Source organism: Pseudomonas sp. S06B 330 (genome assembly GCF_002845275.2).
Lineage (GTDB): Bacteria > Pseudomonadota > Gammaproteobacteria > Pseudomonadales > Pseudomonadaceae > Aquipseudomonas.
Genome location: NZ_CP088149.1, coordinates 993,279 through 1,010,665, shown reverse-complemented (window position 1 = coordinate 1,010,665; position 17,387 = coordinate 993,279). Strand labels below are relative to the sequence as shown.

Annotated in this window: 15 protein-coding genes; 8 read left to right on the top strand and 7 right to left on the bottom strand. The window is 61.7% G+C overall.

Annotation, left to right across the window (positions count from 1 at the left end; translation table 11 throughout):
* Nucleotides 1-84 precede the first annotated feature (84 nt).
* The gene (locus CX511_RS04800) at nucleotides 85-1,419 is read left to right on the top strand and encodes an OprD family porin (RefSeq protein WP_045183713.1); all 1,335 of its coding nucleotides are present in this window, start codon (nucleotides 85-87) and stop codon (nucleotides 1,417-1,419) included.
* A gap of 157 nt (nucleotides 1,420-1,576) precedes the next feature.
* Entirely contained in the window at nucleotides 1,577-3,070 is a 1,494-nt protein-coding gene (locus tag CX511_RS04795) for a GGDEF domain-containing protein (protein WP_045183771.1), read from the top strand.
* On the opposite strand, the gene CX511_RS04790 is transcribed toward CX511_RS04795, so the two are convergent.
* The gene (locus tag CX511_RS04790; protein ID WP_045183715.1) at nucleotides 3,067-3,543 is read right to left on the bottom strand and encodes a PA2169 family four-helix-bundle protein; all 477 of its coding nucleotides are present in this window, start codon (nucleotides 3,541-3,543) and stop codon (nucleotides 3,067-3,069) included. The two genes, CX511_RS04795 and CX511_RS04790, sit on opposite strands and share 4 nt — an antisense overlap.
* 201 nt (nucleotides 3,544-3,744) lie before the next feature.
* Between CX511_RS04790 and CX511_RS04785 the strand changes: the two genes are divergently transcribed.
* A complete protein-coding gene (locus tag CX511_RS04785; RefSeq protein ID WP_045183717.1) occupies nucleotides 3,745-3,966 on the top strand; it encodes a DUF3820 family protein in 222 nt (73 codons plus the stop codon).
* 177 nt (nucleotides 3,967-4,143) lie between these two features.
* Here CX511_RS04785 and CX511_RS04780 read toward each other — a convergent pair whose 3' ends face one another.
* From CX511_RS04780 to ptsP, 3 genes are read right to left on the bottom strand one after another with little or no spacing between them, the layout of a single operon-like run.
* Nucleotides 4,144-5,880, bottom strand: a complete 1,737-nt coding sequence (locus CX511_RS04780) for a PTS fructose-like transporter subunit IIB (protein WP_045183719.1) — start codon at nucleotides 5,878-5,880, stop codon at nucleotides 4,144-4,146.
* Nucleotides 5,877-6,827, bottom strand: coding sequence for a 1-phosphofructokinase (pfkB, locus tag CX511_RS04775; protein WP_101293210.1), 951 nt, complete (start codon nucleotides 6,825-6,827; stop codon nucleotides 5,877-5,879). The genes CX511_RS04780 and pfkB overlap by 4 nt, the downstream gene beginning before the upstream one ends.
* Nucleotides 6,828-9,686, bottom strand: a complete 2,859-nt coding sequence (ptsP, locus tag CX511_RS04770; RefSeq protein WP_101293209.1) for a phosphoenolpyruvate--protein phosphotransferase — start codon at nucleotides 9,684-9,686, stop codon at nucleotides 6,828-6,830.
* A gap of 283 nt (nucleotides 9,687-9,969) precedes the next feature.
* Between ptsP and cra the strand changes: the two genes are divergently transcribed.
* Together cra and CX511_RS04760 are read left to right on the top strand one after the other, a co-directional pair.
* Nucleotides 9,970-10,965 carry a catabolite repressor/activator gene (gene cra, locus CX511_RS04765; protein WP_045183724.1) on the top strand — a complete coding sequence of 332 codons (996 nt, stop codon included), beginning with the start codon at nucleotides 9,970-9,972 and terminating at the stop codon, nucleotides 10,963-10,965.
* Nucleotides 10,966-10,967: 2 nt separating this feature from the next.
* The gene (locus CX511_RS04760; protein ID WP_101293208.1) at nucleotides 10,968-11,744 is read left to right on the top strand and encodes a TatD family hydrolase; all 777 of its coding nucleotides are present in this window, start codon (nucleotides 10,968-10,970) and stop codon (nucleotides 11,742-11,744) included.
* A gap of 144 nt (nucleotides 11,745-11,888) precedes the next feature.
* On the opposite strand, the gene CX511_RS04755 is transcribed toward CX511_RS04760, so the two are convergent.
* Nucleotides 11,889-12,803: a LysR family transcriptional regulator gene (locus tag CX511_RS04755; protein ID WP_101293207.1), complete on the bottom strand. Its 915-nt coding sequence runs from the start codon at nucleotides 12,801-12,803 to the stop codon at nucleotides 11,889-11,891.
* Between the two features lie 213 nt (nucleotides 12,804-13,016).
* Here CX511_RS04755 and CX511_RS04750 point away from each other — a divergent pair, with 213 nt between their 5' ends.
* Genes CX511_RS04750 through CX511_RS04740 form a run of 3 tightly spaced genes read left to right on the top strand, consistent with a single transcriptional unit; the run spans nucleotide 13,017 to nucleotide 15,254 of the window.
* Nucleotides 13,017-14,357 carry a nucleobase:cation symporter-2 family protein gene (locus CX511_RS04750; RefSeq protein ID WP_045183730.1) on the top strand — a complete coding sequence of 447 codons (1,341 nt, stop codon included), beginning with the start codon at nucleotides 13,017-13,019 and terminating at the stop codon, nucleotides 14,355-14,357.
* A 31-nt stretch (nucleotides 14,358-14,388) separates the two neighbouring features.
* Nucleotides 14,389-14,898 carry a nucleoside deaminase gene (locus CX511_RS04745; protein WP_045183734.1) on the top strand — a complete coding sequence of 170 codons (510 nt, stop codon included), beginning with the start codon at nucleotides 14,389-14,391 and terminating at the stop codon, nucleotides 14,896-14,898.
* Nucleotides 14,895-15,254 (top strand): hydroxyisourate hydrolase, encoded by a 360-nt coding sequence (locus CX511_RS04740; RefSeq protein WP_101293206.1) that lies wholly within the window; start codon nucleotides 14,895-14,897, stop codon nucleotides 15,252-15,254. The genes CX511_RS04745 and CX511_RS04740 overlap by 4 nt, the downstream gene beginning before the upstream one ends.
* Nucleotides 15,255-15,395: 141 nt before the next feature.
* Here the strand turns inward: CX511_RS04740 and sorB are convergent, their stop codons facing one another.
* Together sorB and sorA are read right to left on the bottom strand one after the other, a co-directional pair.
* Nucleotides 15,396-16,034, bottom strand: coding sequence for a SorB family sulfite dehydrogenase c-type cytochrome subunit (sorB, locus tag CX511_RS04735; protein ID WP_101293205.1), 639 nt, complete (start codon nucleotides 16,032-16,034; stop codon nucleotides 15,396-15,398).
* Nucleotides 16,035-16,044: 10 nt separating this feature from the next.
* On the bottom strand, nucleotides 16,045-17,286 hold the full coding sequence (sorA, locus tag CX511_RS04730) for a SorA family sulfite dehydrogenase catalytic subunit (RefSeq protein ID WP_101293204.1): 1,242 nt from the start codon (nucleotides 17,284-17,286) through the stop codon (nucleotides 16,045-16,047).
* Between the last annotated feature and the right edge of the window lie 101 nt (nucleotides 17,287-17,387).

Sequence of the window (17,387 nt, the reverse complement as noted above, 5' to 3'; positions counted from 1 at the left end):
AGTGCACTGGCCCATTTGTTCATAAAAAGATCAGCTTTCGCACAATAAAAATTGCCCTACCTTCACCTCAAGGAGTCCACACCGGTGAACACCGCTTTACGCTTCACCCCCCTGTTCGTTGCAGTTGCTGCAACGATCCCGTTCAACGCCCAGGCTGAAGAGGAAAAAGCTGAAGGCTTTATCAACGGTTCCAGCCTGAACGTGCACGCACGCAACTATTACCTCAACCGCAACCAGCTGGACCGCGGTGTGCGTGATAGTCGGGAATGGGGACAGGGTTTTCTCGGAAAATTCGAATCAGGCTACACCCAAGGCACGGTTGGCTTCGGCCTGGACGCCCATGCCATGCTGGGGCTGAAACTCGATGGCGGCGCGGGCACCTCCGGTACCAGTATCCTGCCGATCAACACCCAAGGCGATGGCGAGCCGGGCAAGGCCCCTGATTCGTTCTCGACTGCCGGTGCCGCGCTCAAACTCAAGGCCTTCGACACCGAACTCAAGGCTGGCGACCTGTTTCTGACCAACCCGGTGATCGCCGGCGGTGAGTCGCGCATGCTGCCGCAGACCTTCCGTGGCGTCAGCCTGACCAACAACAGCATTGCAGGCCTGATGCTCGAAGGCGGCCAAGCGAGTTTCACCAAGCCTTACAACCAGAGCGGCCATCGCCGTATCGACACCTACTACGGCGCCCTGCCGGACGACCGTGAGAGCCGTCACCTGAACTGGGCCGGTATGGCCTGGAGCGGCGTGCCTAACCTGACCTCGAGCCTGTATGCCTCCGAGCTCAAGGATATCTGGAACCAGTACTACTTCGATCTCGACTACACCTACAAGGTCAACGACCTGGTCAGCCTCAACCCCGGCCTGCACTTCTACCACACCCAGGACACCGGCCAGGCGCTACTGGGTAATATCGACAACAACACCTACAGCCTGCACTTCACCGTCAATGTCGGCTACAACAGCCTCACCGCGGTGTACCAGCGGGTCAACGGCAATACCCCGTTCGACTACATCAACCAGGGCGACAGCATCTACCTGGACAACTCGAACATGTACTCGGACTTCAACGGCCCTAACGAGCGTTCGTGGAAGCTGAAATACGCCTACGACTTCACCGGTCAGGGGATTCCCGGCCTGACCTCGATCATTTCCTACTCGAGCGGTGAACTGGACCTGACCAAGGTCGACCCCAACAGCATCGGCTACGGTGAACACTGGTACAGCGCCGAGGGCAAGAACGCCCGTCACTGGGAGCGCGACTTCGACCTGCAGTACGTGTTCCAGGAAGGCAACCTCAAAGACCTTTCGGTACTGCTGCGCTGGGCCAGCCACCGTGGCAGTCAGGGCTACTCGCAGATTGACCGAGACGTCGACGAATACCGGGTGATTATCGACTACCCGCTGAATATCTTCTGATCTCCCCACGGGAACGAGAGCTGGCAATCTAGTCAGCTCTTTCCGTCGGTTCAATACCAAAGTTTCTTGTTCGGCAATCGCGCGGCACCTAGAATACCGCCGCCGCGTGACCATGCCGCGACTCTTCTGACGGTCTTCGCCTGCTGCGACCATGACTTTGCCTTCCCGATCCAAGCGATCTGCCCTGTACAAGTCTCATCCGGAGCTGATCCTGAACCTGGGCAGTTGCCTTGCGGTGCTCGCTATCGTGGCCATCGTCAGCTACCTGGTAGCGCGTGAGCGCAGCAACATCGAGCAGGGCGCCGCGCGCCAGGCGAGCAACATCGTCCAACTGATCGAAAGCGACATCGTGCGCAATGTCGAACTCTACGACCTGTCCCTGCGTGGCTTGATCTGGGCGGTGAAGCAGCCGCAATTGCAGGCGCTACCGGCCCCGGTGCGCCAACAATTGTTGTTCAACCAAGCCTTCACCATGCCGATACGCGGCGACATTCTCTGGCTCGATGCTCAGGGTAATGTAGCGGCCGACTCCACCAGCGTAGTCCCACGCCAGGCCAACTTCGCTGACAGTAAGGTATTTCAGGCCCATCGCCAGAACGCTGACCTGGGGTTGGTGATCAGCCCGCCGTTCAAAGCGCGCCTGGGTAATCTGGACTGGTGCATCAGCTTCAGCCGGCGTATTTCCGGCCCCAACGGCGAGTTTGCCGGGGTGGCCGCTGGCGCCTTGCGCCTGTCGTACTTCACTGACCTGTTCAAGCGTCTGGATATCGGCAAGGACGGCAGCATTAGCCTGATCAATACCAGCGGTGTATTGCTGGCACGTCAGTCCAGTACCCCGGACGACTCGCTGATCGGGGCCAACTTCGCCGAGCGTCCAAACTTCAAGCGCTTGCTCGCGGACGGCAAAGGCAGCTTCAGCGCCTATTCCGGGATCAATGGCAAGCCTCGGCTGTACACCTTCGCCCGGGTTGCCGAGCTGCCGTTGATCGTTCTGGTGGCGCGCTCAGGTGATGAAGTGTTCGCCTCCTGGCGGCGCACGGCCTTGCTGGTCAGTTGCGCAACCGGCGTGTTGTGTATTGGCATCCTCTGGCTGACCTTGCTGCTCGGGCGCGAGCTGCGTCGTCGTCACTGCGCCGAACAGGACCTGGCGGAACTGGCGGCCACCGATAGCCTCACCGGCCTTGCCAACCGCCGCCAGCTCGATCAGGTGCTGCGCCGCGAATGGTCACGGGCGCAGCGCAATCACCGTGCGCTGGCGGTGTTGATGGTCGATGTCGATCACTTCAAGGCCTTCAATGAACGCCATGGTCACCAAGGTGGAGACGAAGCCCTGCGCGCAGTCGCCACGGCCATTGCCCGCAGCATCCGCCGCCCGGCAGACTTGGCGGCGCGCTATGGTGGCGAAGAGTTTCTGGTGGTGTTGCCTGAGACTGAACGCCATGGTGCACAGGTACTGGCTGAACGTATTCGCCGTAGCGTTGAAGCGCTGCCAGCGTTTGCTGATGACACCAAGCCTGTGACCGTGAGTATTGGCATCGGCTGCTACAAACCAGGCACCCAGCAAGATCTGGCGACCTTGCTGGGCAGCGCTGACGATGCGCTCTACTGTGCTAAGCGCAATGGCCGCAATCGCGTGGAAACCGCACCTTAAGAGCGGGCCCGCGCTTCGTTGCGCAGCGCCTTGACCTGGTCATGGTTGCGCTGCACGCCATGGTACTGGCGTTCGACCAGCGCATAAACTTCGGAGCCTGGCGCCATGCTCAGCTTGCCGAGCTTTTCCAGGGCATCCTTATACGCCTTCAAAGCATGGTCCTCACCGCGCTCCACCTCGTTGAGCACTGCTTCTTCGTCCTTGCCGGTGAGCATCGACTTGAGGTTGACCCAACCACGGTGCAAGTCACCGCTGACACTGGTGGACGTTTCAGGGTCGCCACCGAGAGCCCGCACCTGATGCTGAAGCTCAGAAGCGGCAGTGCCGCACTCGCCAGCACGCTGCAGGAAGTAGGTTTTCAGCCGGGGATTTTTCACGTCCTCGGCAGAGGTGTTGAAACCCTTTTCACCATCCTTGCTGAATTCGATCAGTTCGTTGAGGACCGAAATGACGTCTTTGTTTGGGCTGGTCATGACACGACTCCTTTGCATGAGGAAAGATGCAAAGAGATGGAGCAGTGTTCGTGCCAGATTCAGACAAATAATTATTTAGTTAAATTTCAATGACTTACGATTAATTGAACTCTTGTCTTGCAAGCGTTCTGCATGATCTGTCCTTTGGCCTTCATGCAGATTGCATGTATGTTCGAAGCTTCTCTTACAGAATTACGCTCGATGAATCCAGAAACTCTCGAACTGTTGGTCACTCGTGAAATGCCTTTCGGTAAATACCAGGGCCGACTGATCGCCGATTTGCCCGGCCATTACCTGGCCTGGTTTGCCCGCCAAGGCTTCCCCAAGGGCGAGCTGGGTGGCATGTTGGCGCTGATGCACGAGATCGACCATAACGGCCTCGGCGAGCTGCTGGTGCCGCTGCGCAAGAAGCACCGACGGTAGCCGGCGCCGAGGCACGGGGCTGCGATCGACTGCATGGCAGTCGCAACTCGGGCACCTCGTTGGGCCTGGCGAATCGCGGTGGCCAGAATTTGCGGGCGTTTCACGCCCGATCGCAGCCTTACGGCAGCGGCTACCAAGGGCCTGTCAAGGCAGGTACACACGCCCACCCGCCTGTGCTCAGGCTTTCACTGGCTGTACCGCCAACTCGACTACTTCGCTGCGCTTGAGCACGGCATACACCACGGCCGTCAACAGACTGCCAGCGAGGATCGCCAGCAGGTACAGCAAGGCATGGTTGATGGCGTTGGGTATCAGCATGACGAACAGACCACCATGCGGCGCCATCAGCTTGCAGCCAAAATACATCGACAGCGCCCCGGTCAGCGCACCGCCAGCAATACTGGCCGGAATCACCCGTAGCGGATCCTTGGCAGCAAAGGGAATCGCCCCTTCCGAGATAAAGCACAAGCCCAGCACAAACGCCGCCTTGCCGGCTTCACGCTCGCTCTGGGCGAACTTGCGCCGGGCGATGAAGCTGGCGATACCCAAGCCAATCGGCGGCACCATCCCGGCGGCCATGGTCGCCGCCATCGGGGCGTAACTCTGCGACGCCAGCAACCCCACGGAAAAGGCGTAAGCGGCCTTGTTGATAGGCCCGCCCAGGTCCACACACATCATCCCGCCGAGCAACACACCAAGCAGAATCGCGTTGGTGGTGCCCATGCTGTCGAGAAAGTGGGTCAGGCCTTCGAGCATCCCCGCAACCGGCTTGCCAACCACATAAATCATCACTAAACCGGTGAACAAACTGGCCAACAAGGGAATGATCAGGATCGGCTTGAGCGCATCCAGGCTACTGGGCAAGCGCACCCAGCGGCTGATCGCCTTGGCGCTGTAGCCGGCAAGAAAGCCGGCGACGATGCCGCCAATAAACCCGGCCCCCAAAGTACTGGCCAGCAGGCCGCCAATCATTCCCGGCGCCAGCCCAGGACGGTCGGCAATCGAGTAGGCGATGTAACCGGCCAGAAGCGGCACCATCAACTTGAACGCCGCCTCGCCACCGATCTGCATCAGCGCCGCGGGCAAGGTGCCGGGCTCTTTGTAGGCTTCGATGCCAAACACAAATGACAAGGCGATCAGCAATCCACCTGCCACCACCATCGGCAACATGAACGAGACACCGGTTAGCAGGTGCTTGTACACCCCGGTTTTCTCGCTTTTGGTCGCACTGGCATTAGCGTTTTGCCCCGAGGCCTCTTCGCGACCTTCCGCCAAGGCTTTGTTCAAGGTGGCCTGGGCCTGCTTCAACGCAATGCCAGTGCCACAGCGATAGATACGCTTGCCGGCAAAACGCTCGGTGGGCACCTCGATGTCGGCAGCCAGCAGCACCACATCGGCCTCGGCAATGGCCGCAGGCGACAAAGGATTGCGCGCCCCTACCGAGCCCTGAGTCTCGACCGTCAACTGGTAACCCAGTTGCTGCGCGGCCTGCTGCAAGGCTTCGGCGGCCATGAAGGTGTGAGCAACACCCGTCGGGCAGGCAGTGATAGCGACGATTTTTGCGCTGCGTTCGACAGGCGCTGATTGCGCTGCACTGACCGGCTGATACACCTCAGCCTTTTCTGCCGCGTCAGAGAGAAAATGCTGAGCATCCACCAAGGCCTTGGCCGGCGTGCTCTGAAACAAGCGCTTACCGGCAAAGCGCTGCAAGTCCAGCGGGCCGGTGCTGACCACCAGCACCCAGTCGGCGGCAGCGATCACCGCCTCGGACAATTGCCGTTGTGGCTGCTGCGGGTCATGCACCTCGACACTGGTGCTCCAGCCTAAACGCTGCGCGGCCGCTTCCAGCAGGCGTGCGCTGAGTACACTGGAGACCTGACCGTTGGGGCAGGCGGTGACAATGGCAATGTTCATCTGCAGCCCTCTTGTTGTTCTTCGCATAGGCGCACAGCGTGCTCAAGTTGCGCCAGCTGGGTGCGGTCATTGATGCCAAAACCGATCTGGGTCACCGCCTGCGCAGCAATTGCGGTGGCCAGGCGCAAGGTCTGCTGTGGGGTAGCGGGGCTGAGCAGACCATGCACCATACCGGCCAGCAGTGAGTCACCGGCGCCGACCGTGCTGGCTACCTTGACCGATGGCGGCACAGCCGTGATTGCGCGCTCTTGGTGGAACCAATTGACCCCCTGCTCCCCTTGGGACACCACCACATGCTCGACGCCTTGGGCGATCAGCTGGCGCGCCGCCGCTTGTTGTTCGGCAAAGCTGTGCACCGGGCTACCGAGCACTTCGCTCAGTTCATCGGTGTTGGGCTTGACCAGCCAAGGGGCCGATTGCAGGCCCGCGCGCAGGGCTTCACCGCTGCTGTCCAAGGCGACCTTCAGGCCCATGGCCTTGAAGCGCTCAAGGAGCTGCTGCAACCATTGAGGGCTGATGCCACGCGGCAGGCTGCCGGCCACCACTACCGCGTCATGACCTGGGGCGATTCGGACCAGCCTGGCCAGCAATTGATCACAAGCCTGCTCATCGACCTGCGGGCCGGGGCCATTGATGTCGGTGACGCGGCCATCGGCTTCCACCAGTTTGATGTTGCAGCGGGTTTCACCTGGCACGCGAACAAAGCAATCGGCAAAGCCACGGCGGGCAATCAGCGCTTCGAACGGCTGCAGGTTGTCCGCACCAAGGAAGCCTGCGACGGTCACGCTATGACCAAGGTCGGCGAGCACCTGCGCAACGTTCAGGCCCTTGCCCGCCGCGTGGCTGTGCTGGGACTGACTGCGGTTGACCTGGCCGCTGTGCAAGGCGTCCAGGCTGACGGTGAGGTCCAGCGCCGGGTTGAGGGTCAGGGTGAGTATCTTGGCCATTCAATCGTTCTCCACCAGCGCCCGTACGGCGCTGGCACTGCCCTGCAACAACGCTTGCTGAGCAAGTTGCCGGGCGTGTTCATAGTTCAGTTCGCGGACTTGGGCCTTAACTTCAGCAATGCTGCGCGCCGCCACGCTCAGCTCATCGACACCCAGCCCGAGCAGCACGGCGACCGCTTGCGGGTCAGCCGCCAGTTCGCCGCATACCCCCACCCATTTGCCATGGGCATGGGCGGCGCGCACGGTCATGTCGATCAGCTGCAACACTGCCGGGTGCAGGCCATCGGCCTGCGCCGACAGGCTCGGGTGACCGCGGTCGATGGCCAAGGTGTACTGGGTCAGGTCGTTGGTGCCAATGCTGAAGAAATCCACTTCGCGGGCCAGCACCGGCGCCAGCAAGGCCGCCGAAGGCACCTCGATCATGATCCCCAGTTGCAGGTCGCTAACGCTGATTTCTTCGCGCAGGCGCTCGACCATGGCCCGCGCCTGTTGCCACTCCTCAAGCTGGCCGACCATCGGGAACATGATCCGCAACGGTCGGTCCCCCGCTGCGCGCAACAAAGCACGCAACTGGCTCTCCATCACCTGCGGACGTTGCAGGGTCAGGCGAATGCCACGCACCCCGAGGAAAGGGTTTTCTTCCTTGGCTATCGGCCAATACGGCAGCGGCTTGTCACCGCCCACGTCCAGGGTGCGCACGACCAGTGGCCGACCGCCGAGGCCGTCGAGGACACGGCGGTACTCGGCCTCCTGCAGTGCTTCGTCCGGAGCCTGTTGATGGGCCATGAAAATCAGTTCCGTGCGCAGTAGGCCGACGCCTTCGGCGCCCTGATCGACCACCGCGTCGATGCCCTTGCTGTCGCCGATGTTGGCGAACACTTCAATGGCATGCCCATCGCGAGTCACCGCGGGCTCCAATCGATGTTCGCGGGCCAACTGTAAGCGCTGCTCACGACGCTCACGCTCAGCCAGGGCTCGCTGCAGCTCGTCGGCCGGCGGCGCTACCTGCAGGCGGCCACGCTGACCATCGAGCAACAGCGCAGTGCCCGCAGCGATCAACAGCACCGCATCGCCGGCACCGACCACCGCCGCAATGCCCAGGGCGCGAGCGACAATGGCGCTGTGGGCGGTAGCGCCACCACGGGCCGTGAGAATCCCGGCGACGCGGGTCGGGTCCAGGCGGGCGACATCCGATGGGCCGACCTCCTCCATCACTAACACGTAAGGTTGCTCGGGCGCCGGGCTGTCGGCTTCGCCACACAGTTGCGCAAGCACGCGGCGGCCAATGTCGCGCAAGTCGGCCGCGCGCTCAGCGAGCAAGGCATCTTTCAGGGCCTCCTGCTGGCGCGCCGCGTTGTCGATCACCGCCATCCACGCTGCCGGAGCACTTTCGCCCTGACGCAAGCGCTGGTCGACTTCATCACCCAGGTCAGGGTCGGCGAGCATTTCCTGGTGGGTGATGAAGATTTCGCCGATGGCCTTGGCCTGGCTGCGCTGGATCAGTGCTTCGATCTCGGCATTGACCGCCGCCAGCGCCTGCTGCAAACGCTGACGCTCAATCGGCAGCGACTCACCGCGCAGCGGATAGTCGAAGTCACGCGCCACCTGAATATGCGCCGGCCCGCTGGCAATGCCCGGCGCGGCCGCCACGCCCTGGATCACTGCGCCAGCTAGCGGGGCAAGCAACTCAGGCTCGGGGAACATTGCAGGCGCGGCCGCAACCGGCGCGGCCAGCGCCTCGACTTCTTCACCCAGGCCTTGTTCGATAGCGGCCAGCAACGCCGGTAACGCATCGGCGGCAACGTTAGGCTCGGCAATGATTTCCAGCACCTGACCTCGGCGGGCACCGAGGCTGAGCAGTTTGCTCAGGCTCTTGGCCGATACGGCGGCCTGACCACTGTCGACCAGGCGCAAACGAACTTCACCGTCAAAGGCCTTGGCCAGTTGCGCCAGCACCTTGGCCGGGCGCGCATGCAGGCCATGGGCATTGGCTAGAGCGATACGCGCACTGGGCCAATCGGCCGGCACTTCGCCGCCCAGCACTTCAAGCACCGCGCGGCTGCTGGTGGCGCGGCACAGTTCCTGGCCACGGCCCTCAATCAACAGCGTGCACAAGCGTTCAAGCAGGGCCTGGTGGGCCGCACCGAGGCTGGCCAGACAGAATACCCCCTGCACCGGCTGCTCGCGAAAACGCAGAGGTTGCTGCGGGGTGACAAACGCCAGCCCCGGCTGACGCACCGCCTGCTCACTGTGCAACCACCACAGGCCTTCACCCAGAGGCAGCGGCTCGACCTGTTGCAGCACCCCGGCAAAAGCGCCACTGACACACTCAGCGCGGTGCAATAGGCGCGCAGCACGCCAGACCAACTCGTCGAAGTCTTCCGCGGGCACGCCCAGACCGATCATCTGTGCATCCAGTGCCAGCTCCTGCGGTGCGCCTTGCAGCAGCTTCAACAGCGCCTCGGCAGAGCTCGCCCGACGCAAGGCCTCAGCCAGATCGGTTTCGCCCAACGCACGGGTCAGCAGCTGCAGCAAACGCAAATGCTCATCGGAGCGCGCAGCGATGCCGATGGCCAGGTACACCCGCTGGCCATCACCCCAATCCACACCCTCAGGAAACTGCAGCAGACGCACGCCGGTGGTAAACACCTGATCACGGGTTTGCGGTGTGCCGTGCGGGATGGCAATACCCTGGCCCAGAAAGGTCGAGCCCTGCGCCTCACGCGCTTGCAGACCGGTCAGGTAGCCGTCGGCAACCAGGCCATCACGGACCAGGTGCTCGGCCAGAAGCTGCAGCGCCGCCGACTTATCCACAGCCGACTGGCCCATGGATATCTGCTCTACAGTGAGCTCGAGCATGACCTTCTCCTTTGCAGCACCAGGCGGGTGCTGAGGTATTGTTGTGAATTTTTCAACATAGGGCCAGTTGCTAGCAGCCCTCGGCAGGCGTTGGTAGGGCAGAAAAGTCGCCTGCTGAAACGATTAATCTGGAATTGTGAGCACGTTACTCGATAATCTTCGATCAATGAAGCCCCATCTTGTCGGACAATTGCGACAATGGTCGTCTGCGCCTTGATCCCTGGATCGGCGACAATTCCCGGTCAGGCTGCGCAAGCAGCCGCGGTATAACAAGGAATTTGCGGTGAAACTCAGCGATATCGCCCGTCTGGCCGGTGTGTCCGTGACCACTGCCAGCTATGTCATCAATGGCAAGGCCGAACAGCAACGCATCAGCAGCAGCACGGTGGAACGTGTGCGTGCGGTGGTCGAAGCCCATGGCTTCACCCCCAACCCGCAGGCCGCCGGCCTGCGTAGCCGACACACCAAGACCCTGGGGTTCATTCTCCCGGACCTGGAAAACCCCAGCTACGCACGCATCGCCAAACAACTGGAACAAGGCGCCCGGGCCAAAGGCTACCAACTGCTGATTGCCAGCAGCGACGACCAGCCCGAGAGCGAGCGCCAGCTGCAACAGCTGTTTCGCGCCCGCCGTTGCGATGCGCTGTTTGTCGCCAGTTGCTTGCCGGCCGGTGATGACAGCTATCGCCAGTTGCAAGCCAAAGGCCTACCGGTCATCGCCATCGACCGTAGCCTGGACCCGGCGCATTTCTGCTCAGTGGTCAGCGACGACCGCAACGCCAGCCTGCAGCTGACCCGCAGCCTGCTCGACAGCGCGCCCCAGCACATCGCCCTGATCGGTGCGCGCCCGGAGCTGAGCGTCAGCCAGGCCCGTGCCGGTGGTTTCGACGAAGCCTTGCAAGGGTTCAGCGGCAAGATCAGCCGCTACCAGGGCGAAGCCTTCAGTCGCGAATGCGGCCAGCGCCTGATGAACGAACTGATCGCCGACATCGGTGGCCTGCCTGATGCCTTGGTCACCACCTCGTATGTGCTGTTGCAAGGGGTGTTCGATGTGCTCCAGGCGCGCCCGGCCGACTCACGCAGCCTGCGCCTGGGCACCTTTGGAGACAACCAGTTGCTCGACTTCCTGCCGCTGCCGGTCAACGCCATGGCCCAGCAGCATGGGGTGATGGCCGAAACCGCCTTGAAGCTGGCCCTGGCTGCCGTTGAAGAAAAGCACTACGAACCCGGTGTACATGCCGTAGGTCGAACCTTCAAACAGCGGATCAGCAAGGCCTGAACATGCGCCTGATCGATACCCACACCCATCTGGACTTTCCAGATTTCGACCCCGACCGCTCGGCCTTGCTGGCCAACGCACGGGCTGCGGGTGTCGAACGCATGGTGGTGTTGGGCGTGTGTCAGGACAACTGGCAGCGGGTGTGGGATTTGGTGTGCAGCGATCCGCAGTTGTACGCCGCATTCGGCCTGCACCCGGTTTACCTCGATCAGCATCGCGCGGAGCATGTGCGGGAACTGGGTGACTGGTTGAGCCGCCTGCGCGGCGAACGCCAGTTGTGCGCTGTGGGTGAATTTGGCCTGGACTACTACCTGCCCGAGCTCGACCGCGAGCGCCAGCAACAGCTGTTCGAAGCGCAACTGCAACTGGCCGTCGACTTCAACCTGCCTGCCCTGCTGCACGTGCGGCGCAGCCATGCGGCGGTGATTGCCACACTCAAACGCTTCAAACTGCAACGCGGCGGCATCATCCATGCGTTCGCGGGCAGCTATGAAGAAGCCCGCGAGTACCACAAGCTCGGTTTCAAGCTGGGCCTTGGCGGTGCGGCCACCTGGCCACAGGCACTGCGTTTGCACAAAGTGCTGCCGCAGTTGCCATTGGACAGCCTGGTGCTGGAAACCGATGCCCCGGACATGGCCCCGGCGATGTTTGCGGGGGTGCGTAACAGCCCTGAGCATCTGCCGCAGATTGCCCAGGCGCTGGCGCAGGTGATCGGGATCGAGGTGGAACGGTTGGCTGAGGTGAGTACGCATAATGCGTGTGAGGTGTTTGGGTGGTAGCTCACAGACTGCCACACCAACCGTAGCCGCTGCCGCCAGGCTGCGATCGGGCGCGAAGCGGCCGCCGTTCCGCCCCATCTCGGTAGCAGATGACGACTGCTGCGCAGCCGATCGCAGCCTGGCGGCAGCGGCTACCAGGTGGGTTCAAAGCGTCGTCGCCTGCCCATTGCGATCCAGCTCAAACACCTTGTTGCCCTGCAACCGTTCCTTCAGCCAGCGCTGCGCTTTGTCCAGCGGACGTTGCCGGGTCCATAGCAAGTCGACACCAACGTGCCAATCGGTAAACGGATAAGCCGACAATTGCAGCTCCACCAACTCCCCTCGGGCCAGTTCATTCTGAATCAACTGTTGAGGCAAGGTGGCCCAGCCAAGACCAGCACGGACCATTTCCAGTAACGCCAGGTAGCTTTCCGCCTGCCAGGTCTGGGTCGAACGCAGGTATTCACTGCTGGGCAACTTACTGGCATGCGCGCTGAAGGCCAAGCGTCGATGCACATGCAGGTCGTCAAAGGTCACCTGGGCTTTCTGCGCCAGCGGGTGCCTGGCGTGGCAGACGTGCAGCATGATCAGCTTGCCCAACTGCTGAAACGCCAGTTCCTTGGAGTATCCAGGCTGGGAGAACGCCACCCCCAGCACTGCCTCACCCCTGGCCACCAATTCGCTAACGTCACCATGAACCGGGTGACGGACGATCAAGTCCACATAGGGAAAGGTCTGCTCAAACGCTTTGAGTACCGGCATGAGGGGGCCAAAGGGCGTTTCAATCGCCAAGGTCAGGCTGGGCTCGACGCTGTCAGACAAACAATCCGCATGCGCCTCCAGCGTCAGGCAGCGCTCAAGAATAGCCTCGGCCTGCACCAACATCTTGTAGCCACTGGCGGTCAGCGTCGGACTGCGGCTGGCCCGGTCGAACAGTTCGACGCCAAGGTCGGCTTCCAGGTTGGCAATGGCGGCACTGATCGTTGACTGCGTCTTGCCCAACTTGCGCCCGGCAGCTGAGAACGAACCGCTTTTTACCGCCTCGACAAACATCAGCAACTGGTCCAGTGAAAAGCGCAAAGTGCCCGCTCCTTAAGCCGAAAGTGAAAATGCCTGCCGCCCCGGTGATCCTGCCGTTGGCCAAGTCCTTATGCAAGGGCCTCTTCCATCGACCCAGTCGATGGTTACTAACTTGTCTCATCGCCCTCGGCGTTCAACTATAGCCACGACGTCAGTAGTTCCTGCCCGCACGCCCCAACAACAATAAAGCTGCACCCTCAGGAGACATAGGACATGAGCACAAATCGGGTTCATCCAGTGGACGAAGTCTTGCCCCTGCGCCAGTTGTTCACCTTTGGTCTACAACATGTGCTGGTGATGTACGCCGGCGCGGTGGCAGTACCGTTGATTCTCGGCAGTGCCTTGGGGCTGAGCTCGGCGCAGGTGATTCTGCTGATCAATGCCAACCTGTTGACCTCCGGTATCGCGACGCTGATTCAGACCATCGGCTTCTGGAAGTTCGGCGCGCGCCTGCCGATGATCCAGGGCTGTTCGTTCATCGCACTGGCGCCAATGATCATGATCGGCAAGGAGTTCGGCCTCAGTCAGATCTTCGGGGCGGTGATCGCCGCAGGCTTTATCACCATTGCCCTGGCGCCGATCTTCAGTCGCCTGCTGCGCTTCTTCCCACCCGTGGTGATCGGCAGCCTGATCACCATCATCGGTATCTCGTTGATGCCCGCCGCGGCAATTTGGCTGGGGGGCGGTAACCCTGGCGCCGAGGACTTCGGCAACCCCGCCAACTTGCTGCTGGGCCTGGTAACCGTGGCCATCACCCTGGTGATCTACGCCAAGTTTTCCGGCTTTATCGGCAACCTCAGCGTGCTCATCGGTTTGTTCGCCGGCAGCTTGATCGCCGCCGCTTTCGGCATGACCAACTTCAGCCGAGTAGGCGATGCAGCCTGGTTCGAACTGAGCCCGCCGATGGCCTTTGGCGCGCCCGAGTTCTCGTTAATGCCCATCTTGATCATGACCCTGGCAATGCTGGTGATCATGGCCGAGACCACCGGCAACTGCCTGGCCATCGGCAAGCTGACCGGCAAGCCGACCACCCAACAGACGCTGGGCAATGCCTTCCGCGCCGATGGCCTGTCGACCATGCTCGGCGGCTTGTTCAACAGCTTTCCCTACAACGCCTTTACCCAGAACACAGGTTTGATCGCGCTCTCCAACGTCAAGAGCCGCTTCGTGGTCGCCGCGGCCGGCGCGATCATGGTGCTGATGGGCTTGTTCCCCAAACTCGGCGCCCTGATTGCCGCCGTCCCTACCCCGGTGCTCGGCGGTTGCGCAATCGTCATGTTCGGCATGACCACCGTCGCCGGTATTCAAGAGTTGTCGCGCGTGCAGTTCGAAGGCACCCGCAACGGCATCATCGTCGCGGTTTCGGTGAGCGTCGGCGTGCTGCCGATGTCCTTCCCTGCCCTGTTCGAACACGCCAACGGCACGCTCAAGCTGATCCTTGAGAGCGGCATCTTCCTCGGTGCGATCACCGCCATCGTGCTCAACGTACTGCTCAACAACGACAAGAAATCCACCGCCGACGTCAGCGCCGATGCCGTGGAAGTGACGGACTGATAGACCCCTTTAGACTGCCAAGGAGTTACCGATGACCAACCTCAATCAGCTCATCCCCGCAGGCGTTTCCGAGCTCGACCTGCTGTTGCTGCGCCGCAGCATTACCCTGTCCACCGCTGCCCGCGAGCGCGGCCGTCACCCTTTTGCGGCCTTGGTCGCCGACCGCGACGGCAATGTGATTGCCGAAGCCGGGAACAACTCCATGCCCCCTGAAGGCGACCCAACCCAGCATGCGGAACTGGCGGCTGCAGCACTGGCGGCCAAAAAACTTTCACCACAAGAGCTGGCCGACTGCACCCTGTACACCAGTGCCGAGCCGTGCTGCATGTGCGCTGGCGCGGTGTACTGGACCGGCATTGGCCGCGTGGTCTATGCCTTGTCGGAGCATGCGCTGCTGGGCCTGACTGGCGACCATCCGGAGAACCCGACCTTCTCCCTGCCCTGCCGTGAAGTTTTCGCCAAAGGCCAGCGCACAATCAACGTGGTAGGCCCGCTGCTGGAAGACGAAGCGGCCGAATCGCACAAAGGCTTCTGGTCATGAACGGCGGGATTTCCATCCACATCGTCGACGTCGCCAGCGGCCGGGTTGCCGAAGGCCTGGAGGTACGCCTGGAACGTCTGGAGGCAGGCCAGCGGCAGTTGATCTGCCAGGGCCGCATTGGTGGCAATGGCCTGCTGCCGGAGTTGGACGAATGCAAAGCGCAGTGTGCGGTCGGCGTGTATGAAGTGAGCCTGCAGGTGGCCGATTTTTATCGTGCCCAAGGGCTGACGCTGCCGGCCGTGCCGTTTCTGGATGAACTGGTGTACCGCTTTGGTGTGGCCGATACCGCCCAGCACTACCATCTACCGATCAAGCTGACAGCCTGGGGAGTGTCATGCTTTCGGGGCGGGGCCTGATAGTGTTGTAGCCGCTGCCGTGAGGCTGCGATCGGGCGTGAAGCGGCCGCAAAACCTGATCGCAGCGAATCGTCAGGGCCAACGCGGCGCCTGAGTTACGACTGCCCTGCAGCCGATCGCAGCCTCGTACCTCGGCAGCGGCTACAGCTGCAAGATGAACGTGGCCATCGCCTGCAGATCTTCCGCGCTTAGCTGGGTAAACGGTGGCATCGGCACAGCCCCCCATTTACCGCTGCCACCCTGCCGAATGCTCGCCGTCACCTTGGCCAATGCCTGGGAATCACTGGCGTACTTGGCCGCCACGTCGCGATACGCCGGGCCCACCACTTTTTGCTCAATCGTGTGACACGACAGACAGGCATTGTTCTGCAGCAAGGCCATGGCATCGACCTTTGCAGCAGGCGCCGCCGAGGCCTGCGCCTTTGGCGGGAACGAAGCGGCCTGCACATCAGCATCACTGGCCTTGGCACTGCCATAGGTCACCGCCAGGTAGGCGCCGATCACGCTCACATCCTGATCGCTGATCGGCGCGCCATACACCTTCTGCATCTTGCCCGCTTCGGCTGTCCACTGCGCCAGGCTCATGCCCGGCGGTTGGAAGTTGATGTAGTCGGCAGAATGGCAGGTGGAGCATTTTTGCTGGGCCAACGCGTAACCTGGCAGGTCATTGGCTTCGAACGCCGCCGTTTCCGGCGGCAAGGTGATCGTAAGGGGCGCAGCCTCCACACTGGCCATCCAGGTCAGCTGAAATGCACACAGCAGCATCGTCATGCGGGTCATACAGGCCTCCTCAGGCGACGGTCACGTGGGTGGTTTCAACGACGTGACGGCGGTAGCCGCCGGGGTTCCAGTCGGCGCGCAGCGGCTGGGTTTCGCCCGCACTGTTACTGGCGCGCACCATCAGTTGCGTGGCGCCGTTGTGGGTAAAGGTGATCGGCAGCGTCCACTCCCGGAACGAGAAACGCCCAAGGTCCTCGCCAAGCGTGGCGTCTTGCCAACGCTGACCACCGTCAATCGACACCTGCACCTTGTTGACGCCAACACCCCCGTCGAACGCGATGCCCTTAAGCAACACGCTCTTGTTCAGCGGCAACACCTGACCCTGTTTAACGCTGGTGATGAAACTGCGCACCGGCAACTTGGAAATCGGCCGTGTTTTCGCCGCCGTGGTCCCAGGTGCGACACAGAAGCACTCGTTGTCCGGCACCTGATACCCCTTGGCCATGAAGAAACCGTCAAAGGTGTGGTCCAGCACTTCGATCTCGCTCAGGTGCTTGATCCAGTAGGTGCCGAAATAGCCGGGCACCACCAAACGGATCGGGTAACCGTTGAGAAATGGCAGGTCAGTGCCGTTCATCGACCAGGCAATCATCGGCTCACCGTCCATGGCATGGCTGATGTCCAGCGCCTTGATGAACTCCGGCGTGCTCGCCAGCACCGGCTTGTCGAGCCCGCGAAAGGTCACCTGCTTGGCCTCGGCGTTAACCCCGGCCTTTTCCAGAATCGTCTTGACCGACACCCCTACCCAGCGTGCATTGCCCATTGAGCCATTGCCCAACTGCGCACCAAACACCCGAGGCATCGAGAAACCACGGCTGTTGCCCGAACACTGATTTACCGCCACCACCTCGATTGGCTCGGCGAGGGCTTTAAGCTCCGCCAGGGACAGAGACAGTGATGTGTTGACCGAACCTTTGACCGTCAGCCGGTAACTGTCCGGGTCGATGCTGGTAGGAAAGTTGGCCAGATGGTAACGAACAAAAAATGCGTCATTCGGCGTGATTGGCCCTTCGTTGAACACCGAGAACGGCGTTTCCAGATGCGGCGGGCGGGTGGTCACCAAGGTCAACGGGCGCTTCTGTGGGTATTGCACCAGCGGCCGTGGGCCAGCGGCGAAGGTCACCTCTTCGACGTTCTCGTCCGCCGCCTTTACCAGACTTGCCAGCGGCGAGGCCACCACTGCCAGGGCGAAGGCATCGCGCAGAACACGTCGACGGCCAAGGTTGCTGGTGCCTATAAACCTGAACTTCATGCTGCGCTCCCTGTGATGGCGTTCCTGAAAGGCAACTGACAGCGCCCTGTCAGTTTTTGTAGAGCCCTTCAGTATCGTCACCTGCAGATTCACTGCTTTTC